Genomic DNA, 12,376 nt, shown 5'->3' with positions numbered 1-12,376 from the left:
GTCTCAATTCAATACTTGATATCACCGTATTATATATCAAGTAGTTGATTTTTTCCTAAAAATATATTGATTTTTGTCAATATAAGTATAGTTTTGTCTATGAAATTGTCAACTTAGGACTTGCTCATTAGCTCTTTGGCGAATTGCTATGAGGTTTAGTTGTAGGTCTTTGCTGAGACGTTTTTCAATAATTGCTATTGGCATTGTTAGCTTTGTCCAAACTTGAATTGTGTAGCACAGCTTAGTACCTTGACTTGTACCAACGGTATAAGGTTCTAAGCTCCAGCAACCGGAAAAACCTTTGAAGTCTCCTTCTACCATTTGGAAGTTGATGAGTTTGGGAAAGATTTCTTCTAGATCCAAAACCACACGCGCACAAAACTTGAAATTGAGCAAACGCTGAGATCCTATCTGTTCTAGACGTATACCTCCATTGGGATGCTCTAACAAACAACTTTTGGCGAGATTAGGGATAAATTGAGGTAAGGCTTCATAGTCTGTGAGAATTTTCCAGACTTTTTCGATGGAGTGGGGAATTTGAACCTGGGCGGTAATTTGCCGCTGTCGTTCTGCTAATTTCTCCACTTGGATGATGACTGGATCAATATCCAAGTTGGTTTCTAGAGCATTGTCATCAATGAGGTTGGGGGAATCAAGTCCCGCTGTTTTGTTTTCTGTAGTCACTGTTGAGAATGTGAATGAGTTGCTGAGGAAAACTGAGGTAGTGTGAGGGTAAAACAAATTTCGCTCAACTGAGAGTTGTCAATAGGGTTACTCTCAACAGCGATCGCTCCCTGTAAATAAAGATATAGGCTGCTTCTAGCTACTAACATTTGATTGTTCCTACCCTGTAAACCACGAGAAAGTATCTTCACCTACTAGCTTCGATACTTTCTCCTGGTGGTTGTGGCTTGCTTAATATTTGATAATTAACCAATACAAACTTTGTTCCAGCACTATGATCATAACTGGTAAGCAACCTGGACTATAATTTGCTATAGAGCCAAACTCTCAACACTTAGAGGAACCATGTCGCCATTCTTTGTCAGTCCTAATAACATTGGCTGTTGAGCTTCAATTAACTTACCTGTGAGGACACAACGTTCATCTTGCTGGGCTGTAGCCGCTATACTCGCTCGAATGTCAGCACGGGAAAATCGGGGTTTCCACTCACCTGATTTTTGCTGCACATAATTCCAGAGAACATTTCTAATCAAAGCTTGATATCCTTGATTGCCTGCTATCTCTTTCAGTTTATCTTTCAGTTCGCGTTCTAAACGGATGCTGGTAACTTCCATGTCGGTGGTTGAGGTGCGTGCGATGGTATGCATTTGATTTTTTCTCCTTATAGATATAGATATGGACAAGATAGTAATACAAGTGTAGTATGTTTAAAGGAATGTTCAATAGATAAAATTTTTTTGAGGTGAATTTTTTTGTGAAATTCATTTACCCCATTTCCAGTCCCTTCCATCCCAGCAACTGTCAGGCCAGTTGGGAAATTGTTGTTGTGGAAGTGGAGTATTTATTTATGGCCGATGGTAGTCAGCATCCAAGACAAAACACAGAGAGTAATTATGATTTTAGATATATCAACTTTGATCTGCTGAATATTAAACCACTATTAGAGATAACAAGCGGGAGGTACAGGGAAAATGTTGTACCGGAATAAGACCAGAAAAGTATCAGGTCAATTTTAGCCCCCGCTGCCGATATAGGTAAAGCGGGGGTTTTTAATCAGTAATTGGTGATTGGTGATTGGTGATTGGTGATTGGTGATTGGTGACTAATGACAGATTTGCAAGCAAACCTGGAATAACAGGAGAGCATAAGAAATGCTGAAATTAAATTATACCGAAAGAAGCTTTTATTTAGAGTGTATCACGCTGTCACTGGAAGAATGGGTGGCGCAAAGAGTGATTTTGGCGCTGCGAATCGGTCAAACGCTACATTTTGAACCTAGCACGGCTTCCTTTTTGCTACCTGTAGATTTACCAGGAGTAGAAAGGCTCAAGGCTGAAGCACAACGAAATGACGGTGAAATTATAGCTCTGTCTACCTGTGATGCTGAGTATTTGGAAATCACCTTGCGGGGTTCTTGGTTATCAGATGGTGCGGAAGAAGCCCAGGGTGTGTTTATAACGACAATGAGCGATCGCACTGAGTTCTTTTTACATAAACTTTGGCAAGAAGCTCAAGTTTGTGCATCTGTTTTAAGTGATTAAATTAGGCAGGGAATAGGGAATAGGGAGGAAAATTTTAGATTTTAGATTTTAGATTTTAGATTGGAGATAACAAAAACAATCCCTGCGGGTTCAGCAGTTGCTCATGGGGGAAACCCCCAAGACCGCACTGCTTCACCAAAATCCAAAATCCAAAATCAATAACTCCTGACTCCTGCTATATTATTGTTCCATTTCTAATAATTCGGGAACTGTGACAAATCTATAACCTTGTTGTTTCAATCCTGTGATAATTTCTGGCAATGCTTTTACAGTTCTTTCTCGATTTCCTCCCCCATCGTGCATTAAAACAATAGCTCCTGGTTTTGCACCTTTAACCACATTTTTCACAAACACTTGATATTTGGCACGGGGATCGGTATCAGCAGAAGTTAAAGACCACATGACAACGGCTTTATTTTGACTTTTAGCATAAGCAGCTAAACCATTATTTAAATAACCTCCAGGGGGACGAAATATAGATGTTTTTACCCCTGTGGTTTGATAGATTAAATCATTGGTTTTTTCAATTTCACTTTTAGCTGTGGCTGGACTCATTCTTTTATATAAATGATTCCAGGTATGATTACCAATGGCGTGACCTTCCGCTACCACTCTTTTAGCAATTTCGGGATGATTTTTTAAAGAACTTCCTACCCAAAAAAATGTGGCTTTGACATCATGTTCTTTGAAAATATCTAACATTGCTTCTGTGGTTGTTGTCCAGGGACCATCATCAATAGTTAACGCAATCACTTTTTCATTGTTTTTGAGTTTGACTTGATAAACTGTCTTGCCTTGAAATTTAGCTGGAACGGTAAAATTCAGGTTTTCGATTTTTGCTGGTGGTTGTGATTTTGTGTTTACTTTATTTTCAGGAATGGAAACACCAAAGGCTTCGCTGTTAGTGTTTGGTTGTGGTGTATTTGGGTTACTGGTACAATCAGTTAGAAATAATGCTATTGTGGCAACAAAAATAATGTTTCTTGTTTTGTTGTCGTTGTTTGTGGAAGTAGAATTAACAAGGTTTAGCATTGATTTCTGTGATATAGTTCACAATATGAGAATTTGAACTTTTACAGTTTTAACAGAAAATCTCAATTTGGGGTAGAGGTTTCATTGGTATAAAATTCATACCCTTAATTCTCAAATATAAGTAACAGAATATACAAAGACAGAGTTTGATAGTTTAGCGGCAGTGAGATTTTCTATCTCCAGATAGATTTTGATGAGCTTTTTAGTGCAAAATTCAACCTAATTCTCTCGTAAGATTGATGAAAATGCTCTGACAGTCAATTAATCTGAAACTAGAAAGAAAATAGAAAAATAGAGTGGAAGAATATAAAAATGAAGATTCTTGATTTTGCTAAATCTAGATGGAAATTAGCATCGAGATTGATAGTATTAGCTTTTGCTTGTACCTTCATATTTTTATTCAATGCTTTTCCTGCTTTAGCTATCAGTAGTTATCAAAGTGAACCAACAGAAGGAACGACACAATTATTAGAAACTCAACGCAAAACTGATGAAGCTGCTAAAAAACCACCCATAGGAATGAAAGAATTTCAAGAAAAAACTAGGAGAGGACTTAACGAGGTTCAAGGAGCAGCTGATATTGAAAAAATGAAGCGTCCTGAAAATACCGAAAGTGGGACTACTTCAGTAGAACAGGAAGTAGAAAGTTTTTTGGAAAAAATTACAGGCAGCAAGCAATAATTCATAATTCATAATTCATAATTCATAATTCATAATTATGATTTTTCGGTTTTGAATTGGTTTTATTGGGTTGATGTGGATAATGTCGATATTTTGAGAACTTATTAAGTAAGTAGTTAATAGTTGAAAGGCAAATAATGAGCATGAATACAATCAATATTGGATTGACAGAAGAACAACGTCGCGGTGTGGTGGATTTGTTAAATCAAGATTTGGCAGATGCTTATGTGCTGGTAGTAAAAACTAAAAAATATCACTGGGATGTTGTTGGTCCTCAGTTCCGCACGCTGCATGAATTGTGGGAAGAACAGTATGAAGAAATTACAGAAAATATTGATGAAATAGCAGAAAGAATTAGAACTTTGGGTGGTTATCCCATTGGTACAATGGAAGGTTTTCTCAATATTGCTACTCTCAAAGAACATAGCGGAGAAATTCCTACAGCAACAGGAATGGTAAATCAATTAGTGGAAGATCATGAGCAGATTATTCGTAATTTAAGAAATCATGTAGATCGTTGTAGTGAAGAATTTCATGATCAAGTTTCCGCCGACTTTTTAACTAATTTGATGGAAGAACATGAAGAAATGGCTTGGATCCTACGTTCATTTATTGAAGGACAAGCATTAGAACCAAATGCCAAACAACAACCAACAGAAACTAAAGTTCCGGTGGGTGTTTAGTTAAGAATTTGCCACACAATTTTCAACACAAAGAGAAGATAAATTAAAAGGAGTAAACAAGTGCCAGAAGGATATCAAGCAGAGCGTACCATCTCAGCTGTATTTAAAGAACAAAAGCAAATTAATGATGTAATTCGTCGTTTACTAAATAGAGGTGTACCGAAAGATCATATTTCAGTGATGGGGAGAAATTTCCAGTCAGAAACGCGAATTTCTGGTTTTATTACCAAGCGCGATGTGATTTTAGGAGGTTTGAGAACAGGGGCAATTTTTGGATCTTTGTTTGGTTCTTTCCTCAGCTTACTTACAGGTGTAGGAGTATTGTTTATTCCTTTTGTCGGACCAATTGTGGCAGCAGGACCTATTGGTGCGGTGTTGCTGGGTGCTGCGAGTGGTGCGATCGCTGGTAGTGCTGGCGCTGGCTTGGTATCGGTTTTTACGGCTATGGGAATGCCAGAAGATAAAGCAGCGGTTTATCAAACTCGTTTACAAGCGGGAGAGTTTTTATTAATGGTAGAAATTCCGAGCGATCGCAGCGGTGAATTTCAATTAATATTAGAAAGTTCTGGTGGTGAAGAAATGCACACCATTGGTAAAACACTTACCCATCCTTGTCCGGGTCCTTGTAACAGTCCAGAAGATTTATCTCCTGAAGTTCGCGCTCATTTATCAGCAGAATCACAACAATTGTTCATTCAGCACTATAACACTGTACTTGATGAAACCAACGATGAATTTACCGCTGAACAATCTGCTTGGGATGCGGTTCATCAACAATTTGATGAAGATGAAAATGGTGTGTGGTCAAAACAAAAAGTTGGTGTTTAATTTCTTTTATTTCCATAACGAGTAATAGGTAATGGGGTAAAACTCATTACCTTTTTATCATTGACTAAATTTTATTTGCTAATATCTCGTAACTCAGGATTCAATCATCTTAAACTCATCCATTAATGACTGGTACGACCAGTAACTAAGCCCCAAATAAAAATGGCGATCATTGCCCCAATAATAGCCACAATTATACCGGGTATGCTCAAGGTTGCGGCTGTAAATTGTAATGTTCCTGTTTCCAATAAAGTAACTAAAGTTCCACCTATTAAAGCACCAATAATTCCTAATACCATTGTGGCTAAAATTCCGCCACCTTGACGACCAGGATAAATAGCTTTAGCGATAGCTCCGGCGATCAGACCCAGAATTATCCAAGCAATAATATTCATAGTTTATTCCATGAAAATTTCCATCTATAGATTAGTAATTTTATCTACTCATTAAGTCTATCAAAAGAGAGATTTAATTAATTGATAATTGATAATTGATAATTAATAATTCATGACTTATAGTTTGTGGGTAATTGTATTTTTTGTGAATAATTAAATCAAATAAATCAAATAAATCAAATAAATCAAATAAATCAAATAAATCAAATAAATCAAATAAATCAAATAAATATTGTGGGGTGGGCATACTTCGACGTAGTTCGACTCCGCACTTCGACTTCGCCCTTCGACACCGCTCAGGACAGGCTCAGGACAGGCTCAGGAAAGGCTCAGGACAGGCTCAGTACAAGTCGCTCAGTACAAGTCTTGCCCGCCAATCGTGTACCTCATGACAAAGGAAAGTGCTGTATTGAAATTGGTATTTAATTGGCATACATTGAGAAAATTCGTTTGCATATCAGGGCTAATGCAACTGTAATCATCATAATTAATGTAATTTTACCACCTGGTATCAATGATTGATAAATACCATCTGTTAACTTTTGTTTTTCTCGTTGTTGCCAACTCATAATTGCCGGAATAATTCCTCCTAAAATCGAAACACTAAATATTCCCGTATAGTCTAGAGCAGTAAAAAATATGCTGGGGTTTATTGTTCCTAAACTCATGGGTGGAAATAGCACAAGTGAGAAAATAGGAAACCGAGAAATTTGATTTTTTGTCATCCGAGAAATGTCTTGAAAGAAATCGACTAAACCGTAAACAAAACCGATAAATGAGGTGATAATTGCGAACTCTGAAAAAACAGTTAAAACTAATCCTAAAATTTCTCCTGCTTCTCCTGAAAGCAAAATTTGTAAGGGATCAAAAACACTGCCACTTTGTGAATTATTCTGGAGGATATCAGGACTAACGCTGCCTAAAATAACAGCATTCCAAGCCAAAAACATCATCAAAGGAATGCCAGAACCGATAATAATTGATTTCCTGATTTTGGTGATATCGCCTTCTAGTTGTGTCACCACTACAGGCACAACGTTATGATAAAAAAGAGCTACACAAATAACAGAAACTGCACCACCGACAGCTTGCCAATTTTGAAAGAGAAATTGTGAGCTTTTTACTTGTCCTGATCCTAGCAGCAATAATCCAAGAAAAGAAGTAATGACAATTGCCACAAAGGCACTATTTAATTTCTGAATAAATCTTTCTTTTCCTAAATAGAGAATGCCACCAAATAACAATGTAAAAGTTGTTGTTCCTATCCAGTTAGGTAAAATATTTTCTAACCCAACTATTTTAGTTAATGTCGATAATAAAATATCTCCACCTTTACTGATATACGCCACTAAAAGGGCGTAGTGCTTAAACAAATATGCACCACCAGCAATTCTAGATCCTGTTTTTCCCAATGTCTTTTCTACAGTTGCCAAAAAACCTATGCTAGTCATGCCTTCTGCACCCATAATATTTAAGGTTACTTCGGCAATTAATAAACCGGAAAATAAGGTGTATAACCAAACTGCAATAATGACAATTGTAGAGGGTAAAATACCCGATGGTAAAGTTACCGCAGGTAGGGCAAGAATACCAGCACCAACAGTAGTTCCAGCTATCAAAGCAGTGCTTCCTAAAACGCTACCTGGTTGATGATTTAATTTATTACCATCAAATTCCAGGTGAGAAAATAATCTGGTGACTTGCTTTTGTTCTGATTTGAGAACTTGATTCATGGGTTTTTGCTTAGATATCTGCCCAAAGCGGCAAGAAAATATTACTTGATATTACTTGATATCAGTAATTTTAGCAAAAATCTCTGATTTCCGCTAATTCCTCGTTTTTCTCGTTCCCATACAGAGTATAAGAATGAATTACAGCAGTTTTCATGTCTTTAGACCACATATTGATGCGAAACCTAAATCAAAATGTGTTTTATTTACCTGAAAATAGCTGTATTAAAAGCTCTGCCTTTATGGGATAGCAGAGTCAGAGACTCTGTGATGGCATTCCCAGTTAGAAACTGGGAACGAAATAACGAGATAAAGGGGAGGTTTTAAACTTTGAATGAAAAAATTGTCAATTATCAATTGATAACTGATTTTTTAAACAAACCGCTTTGTAAACTCATACATTAAATCTACTCTTCCTTTACGTAACATAGCGGGATCTAATCTTTCTGTAGTATTGCAAGTCATCAAAACCACTAAATGCTGCTTCATTTGTACACCAGATTCATCAATTACACTTTGGTACAAAGTCCCATCTAACAAGGCTAAAATATGTTCAGTTTTGTTGTTATATTGGGCTACTTCTGAAGCTCTATCTTGAGCTAAGTTATCAGCTTCGTTGATGATGATACAAATTTTCTCTAAATAGTTGGGTGGCACAAAGTTAGTAATGGCATCATGATCCAAAATAAAGATGACATAACCTAAAGGTACTAAAATTTCTTTGGCTACTGATTGTGTCCATGCTGTTTTTCCTGTACCTGGTTCTCCATGTACCACAATTGCTAATTGATTTTGATTGAGAATAGCTTGCTGCACTGAATCAGTAAAATCTTGAATTTCTTGGGGAAATGTGCGAATGGGAAATTGATTATGAACTTTACCGACACGGCTTTGATATCCACTTAACATCACTGCTAAATCATAAGTGGCTTTATTGATTAATGGGGCTAAATTTTTTGACATTAAAGTATATTGTCTGCGTCCCCGATCATAGGGGTCAATTTGTAACCAAATATCGTGTTGAAACCAGTAAGCATAAACGGTATTGACGACATCTAACCGTTCCCAACTAACAAATTTTTCGACGGGGAAATAGAAATCTCTTTCTGCATAATATTGGGTGATAATATCAGGACGTTCCAATAAACGTAGAACGCGCAAAACAGTAATTTCTTGCAATAAATTCAGTACATAATCAATAGGAATGCTGTTACGGCTGACAAATTGGACAATGGGAGTTTCTGTACTTAAAACGTCTTTATAACGATAATCTGGTGTGAGTGCATCGGGTGTGACGAAGTTCCAAAATTTCTGAAATTCACTACGAGTATAGTCAGAAGCTAAATTTAATATATTTGCCCACCAGGTATAATCTTTTCTGGCTAAAGCGTCTGCATAAAAACTGACTAGATTAATACTTCTTTGTGTTAACTCTTGAGTATCATTTAATATTAGTTGTTGGAAATAGTCCCAATCAAAATCACGCTGAAATGGTCGCCAACCACTAGCTAGTAGGTTGTGACGATTGTTGTTCGCGGAACTACTATCATTATTTCGGAAATAGTCAAAATCCATAGGAGTCAGTAGTCAGTAGTGAGGATTAGAGGCGTTCCAGTGGAACGTCCGTACAGGAGTCAAACCTGGTTGATATTTGATTCTTGTTACATAATTAGTCTGGTATATCTTACAATGTAACTTTATACTACATAAATATAGCTACGTCAAGTATTATGCTTAAAATTGTTCAGTTTGAGCAAGTATCATATCACTTCTTTACAAACCTACAAAATACCATCGCAATTCAAGTAATATTTCTAGCAATGTTTATCGTCTGCTGTATTTAGGAAATTTCTCAATTGATGGGGGTATATGGCAATTTCGCATATATTGACAGCAAAATAAATCACTGAAGTCATAAATTTAACAGTTTATTTTCATACTGGATAGGATGTTTAATGCAACTAGTGTAATTTAATTTTTTGCTTATAGATATGTCAATAGTGATACTAAAGTAAATAACTATGCCTTTTTTCTCTACAAAGTTATTGTGAACTTATGAGGAAAATATTCTGTAATTTTGCATATAATCAAGGGGTGTCTACTAAAGCTATTCAGATTGAGTTGTTCTTTCCTGTTGAATGTGGGTAAGGATGATCAACTGAGTGGCAGCAAAACACTAGCTAATCTTGAATCAGCACGTCTTATGGTTTGTGGGATTATCGCCTAGTTTGACTATCAAGACGATAAAGCCCAATTTAATCTTCTGGAGACTAGATGTATCTGACACATTCATTCATGAGTGATGAAAAGAAGCAAAACTCTCAGCCGCCTTTGATTTTGGTAGTAGAAGATCATGATGATAGTCTATTACTACTTAGTTATACTTTGGAGTTACTAGGGTGTAGATTTATTTGTCAAAATGACAGTTACACTACACTCCTAGTAGCAAAAGAATATCAGCCAGACTTGATTTTGTTGGATATTCTGTTACCTGGGTTGAATGGTCTAGATGTTGTGCGATATTTAAAGCAAGATCCATTAACTCGCCACATTCCTGTTGTTGCTGTTACAGCTTTAGCTGGCAGGGAACAGCAAGAACGTATCCTGGGCGCAGGTTTTGACGACTATATCAGTAAACCCTATATGCTGGAGGATTTAGAGGCAATTATTCGTCGTTTTCTTGATCACAAATTTGAGCCTTATTCTCCGTTTGAACCATGCAGGTAAATAGAATCAAAATTTTTATGACTTCAAAATTTTTATGACTAATCTTTGCTGTCACAGGGTTTTATTTCTGACTCCTGACTCCTGACTCCTGACTCCTGACTCCTAAAAAATTAAGTTTCCTTTGGCAGTTTGATTTTGAATATACTACCTTTACTTAATTCTGATAAAAGTTCGATTTTTCCACCATGCGCTTCTATGATTCTTTGTGATAAATGCAGTCCTAAACCACTACCTGATCTTTTATTTCTCCCTTGACGAAATCGCTCAAAAATTGTTGCTTGATCTTCTGGTGCAATGCCATAACCAGTATCTTCAATTTCAATTACTACTTCACCTTGATGTGTTTTGGTGGGGCAAGTTTTCAAAATGCGAATTTCTACACCGCCTGTATCTGTAAACTTGATTGCGTTACCAATTAAGTTATTCAACACTCGGCGTAGTTCTAATCTATCACCTAAGACAATTCCTCCATGATTTTCTACCTGGTTTAACTCATGGGTATCTAATTTGAGAGTTAAGTTTTTCTCAACAGCAAGGGGAGTTAGTTCACTGATGACTTCTTCAGATATTTCTGTTAAGTCGCATTTTTCCAAATTTAAGGTCTTTTTACCTGCCTCGAAGCGATAAACTTCTAGTAAGGTATTGACCATTTGCATTAAATTTTGGTTACTGCGAATCATCACAGCGATCGCTTGTTTCATTTCTGGAGAAATTTTACAAAAAGTCTCCTGTTGAAACAAAGCTAACATTCGATCAGCTGCTACTAAAGGTGTGCGTAAATCATGAGTCAGACGCGAAACAAAATCTTCTCGCTGATGGGTCATTTTTTGTTGATCATCAATACTATGCTTCAGTCGCAATAGCGATCGCACTCTGGCTAATAATTCATCAGTATCAAATGGTTTGCGAATAAAATCATCAGCACCCGCATCTAACCCTTCCACTACACTAGATTCATGAAAAGCTGTGATTAACAAAATTGGAATATAACCCAGATCAGGATTATCGCGAATTCTCCGTGTTACTTCATAACCATCCATTCCTGGCATCATCACATCTAGTAAAATCAGATCCGGTGGAGATTGTGCCACTTTTTGTAAAGCAGTTGCTCCATCTGATACTAAATCAATTTCATAACCCTCACTCTCTAAGAGTGTTTGTACTAAAATTAAATTATCTCTTGTATCATCAACGGCGAGGATACGATCAACCTTATCACTTTTGACAAAAGACATAGTTTATGTTTACAACTTTTTGGTCATTAATCTAAATTAATCTACTCTGGAATCTACACTTGGGAATTTACATGGAAGTTGACAGTAATTTAAAGTTTCAGATCAGGATATCCTAGCGAAACTTTATTGAATTGAAATGGTAGGTGAGGTAGATTTTGCTGAGAATAATAAATTCCATCATCACTACCGACATTCCAACTATAATTATCTCTAGTATTATCTCCCGCATGAGGTGATAATGAGATTTGACGTGGCAATTCAATTTTAAATACCGAACCCACTCCTAATTGACTTTCTAGAAATATTTTACCTCCCATCATTTGTACCAATGAATCAATAATTGCTAAACCCAGTCCAGTTCCTGGATATTTACGACTAATACCTTGATCTACTTGTCGAAATGCCTCAAAAATATGTTGATAATCTTGAGGGGAAATACCAATTCCTGTGTCTTTAATACTAATTGATAATTGATTTCTGGTAATTTCTTTCACTTCTACTTTAATGCTTCCATACTCTGTAAATTTAACCGCATTGGAGAGCAGGTTAATTAAAATCTGATGTACGCGCACCGGATCATTAAATACCAAAGTATTTTCTAATTCTATTTCCACTAACAAAGATAACTTTTTTGCTTCCGCTAAAGAACGAATTTCACCTACAGTATTATTAACTATCTTTGATAAGTCACATATTTCCGGTTTTAGTTCTAATTTACCAGCCTCCAATTTAGAAAAGTCTAAAACTTCATTCAATAACATCAGTAAATGCTTACCATTATTGAGGATACGCTCTACCAGATCCGCTTGCTGATTGGTAAGTTGACCAAATTTAGGACGT

Annotated in this window: 16 protein-coding genes; 6 read left to right on the top strand and 10 right to left on the bottom strand. The window is 36.4% G+C overall.

Annotation, left to right across the window (positions count from 1 at the left end; all coding sequences use genetic code 11):
* Window positions 1-108: 108 nt before the first annotated feature.
* The 3 genes from FFR48_RS19375 to FFR48_RS19365 form a co-directional block, all read right to left on the bottom strand.
* The gene (locus FFR48_RS19375; RefSeq protein ID WP_137668506.1) at window positions 109-684 is read right to left on the bottom strand and encodes an SRPBCC family protein; all 576 of its coding nucleotides are present in this window, start codon (window positions 682-684) and stop codon (window positions 109-111) included.
* Window positions 681-875 carry a hypothetical protein gene (locus FFR48_RS19370; protein ID WP_137668505.1) on the bottom strand — a complete coding sequence of 65 codons (195 nt, stop codon included), beginning with the start codon at window positions 873-875 and terminating at the stop codon, window positions 681-683. Before FFR48_RS19370 ends, FFR48_RS19375 begins: the two co-directional genes overlap by 4 nt.
* Window positions 876-995: 120 nt before the next feature.
* A complete protein-coding gene (locus FFR48_RS19365; RefSeq protein WP_137668504.1) occupies window positions 996-1,331 on the bottom strand; it encodes a hypothetical protein in 336 nt (111 codons plus the stop codon).
* Between the two features lie 107 nt (window positions 1,332-1,438).
* On the opposite strand from FFR48_RS19365, the gene FFR48_RS19360 reads away from it, so the two are divergent.
* Window positions 1,439-1,672, top strand: a complete 234-nt coding sequence (locus FFR48_RS19360; RefSeq protein WP_236104119.1) for a hypothetical protein — start codon at window positions 1,439-1,441, stop codon at window positions 1,670-1,672.
* A 163-nt stretch (window positions 1,673-1,835) separates the two neighbouring features.
* Window positions 1,836-2,225 carry an alr0857 family protein gene (locus FFR48_RS19355; protein ID WP_137668503.1) on the top strand — a complete coding sequence of 130 codons (390 nt, stop codon included), beginning with the start codon at window positions 1,836-1,838 and terminating at the stop codon, window positions 2,223-2,225.
* A 180-nt stretch (window positions 2,226-2,405) separates the two neighbouring features.
* Here FFR48_RS19355 and FFR48_RS19350 read toward each other — a convergent pair whose 3' ends face one another.
* Entirely contained in the window at window positions 2,406-3,257 is an 852-nt protein-coding gene (locus tag FFR48_RS19350; protein WP_137668502.1) for a polysaccharide deacetylase family protein, read from the bottom strand.
* Window positions 3,258-3,569: 312 nt separating this feature from the next.
* Between FFR48_RS19350 and FFR48_RS19345 the strand changes: the two genes are divergently transcribed.
* The 3 genes from FFR48_RS19345 (at window position 3,570) to FFR48_RS19335 (ending at window position 5,449) form a co-directional block, all read left to right on the top strand.
* The gene (locus tag FFR48_RS19345; RefSeq protein ID WP_137668501.1) at window positions 3,570-3,938 is read left to right on the top strand and encodes a hypothetical protein; all 369 of its coding nucleotides are present in this window, start codon (window positions 3,570-3,572) and stop codon (window positions 3,936-3,938) included.
* Window positions 3,939-4,081: 143 nt separating this feature from the next.
* Window positions 4,082-4,621 carry a Dps family protein gene (locus FFR48_RS19340; RefSeq protein ID WP_137668500.1) on the top strand — a complete coding sequence of 180 codons (540 nt, stop codon included), beginning with the start codon at window positions 4,082-4,084 and terminating at the stop codon, window positions 4,619-4,621.
* 60 nt (window positions 4,622-4,681) lie between these two features.
* On the top strand, window positions 4,682-5,449 hold the full coding sequence (locus FFR48_RS19335; RefSeq protein ID WP_096568385.1) for a ChaB family protein: 768 nt from the start codon (window positions 4,682-4,684) through the stop codon (window positions 5,447-5,449).
* A gap of 122 nt (window positions 5,450-5,571) precedes the next feature.
* Here FFR48_RS19335 and FFR48_RS19330 read toward each other — a convergent pair whose 3' ends face one another.
* From FFR48_RS19330 to FFR48_RS19315, 4 genes are all read right to left on the bottom strand, one after another.
* Window positions 5,572-5,844, bottom strand: coding sequence for a GlsB/YeaQ/YmgE family stress response membrane protein (locus tag FFR48_RS19330; RefSeq protein ID WP_137668499.1), 273 nt, complete (start codon window positions 5,842-5,844; stop codon window positions 5,572-5,574).
* 73 nt (window positions 5,845-5,917) lie between these two features.
* Complete coding sequence (locus tag FFR48_RS19325; RefSeq protein WP_162501919.1) at window positions 5,918-6,091, bottom strand: hypothetical protein; 174 nt, start codon at window positions 6,089-6,091, stop codon at window positions 5,918-5,920.
* 175 nt (window positions 6,092-6,266) lie between these two features.
* Window positions 6,267-7,577: an amino acid permease gene (locus tag FFR48_RS19320; RefSeq protein ID WP_096568391.1), complete on the bottom strand. Its 1,311-nt coding sequence runs from the start codon at window positions 7,575-7,577 to the stop codon at window positions 6,267-6,269.
* Between the two features lie 369 nt (window positions 7,578-7,946).
* Window positions 7,947-9,149 (bottom strand): AAA family ATPase, encoded by a 1,203-nt coding sequence (locus FFR48_RS19315; protein WP_137668498.1) that lies wholly within the window; start codon window positions 9,147-9,149, stop codon window positions 7,947-7,949.
* A gap of 699 nt (window positions 9,150-9,848) precedes the next feature.
* Here FFR48_RS19315 and FFR48_RS19310 point away from each other — a divergent pair.
* A complete protein-coding gene (locus tag FFR48_RS19310; RefSeq protein WP_137668497.1) occupies window positions 9,849-10,301 on the top strand; it encodes a response regulator in 453 nt (150 codons plus the stop codon).
* Between the two features lie 110 nt (window positions 10,302-10,411).
* On the opposite strand, the gene FFR48_RS19305 is transcribed toward FFR48_RS19310, so the two are convergent.
* Window positions 10,412-11,536: a hybrid sensor histidine kinase/response regulator gene (locus FFR48_RS19305; RefSeq protein WP_137668496.1), complete on the bottom strand. Its 1,125-nt coding sequence runs from the start codon at window positions 11,534-11,536 to the stop codon at window positions 10,412-10,414.
* A gap of 89 nt (window positions 11,537-11,625) precedes the next feature.
* Window positions 11,626-12,376, bottom strand: a 751-nt coding sequence (locus FFR48_RS19300) for a sensor histidine kinase (RefSeq protein WP_236104118.1), incomplete at its 5' end; no start/stop codon positions are given.

It is taken from the genome of Sphaerospermopsis reniformis, from assembly GCF_005402885.1.
GTDB lineage: Bacteria > Cyanobacteriota > Cyanobacteriia > Cyanobacteriales > Nostocaceae > Sphaerospermopsis > Sphaerospermopsis kisseleviana.
This window is presented reverse-complemented; position numbering and strand designations above follow the sequence as displayed.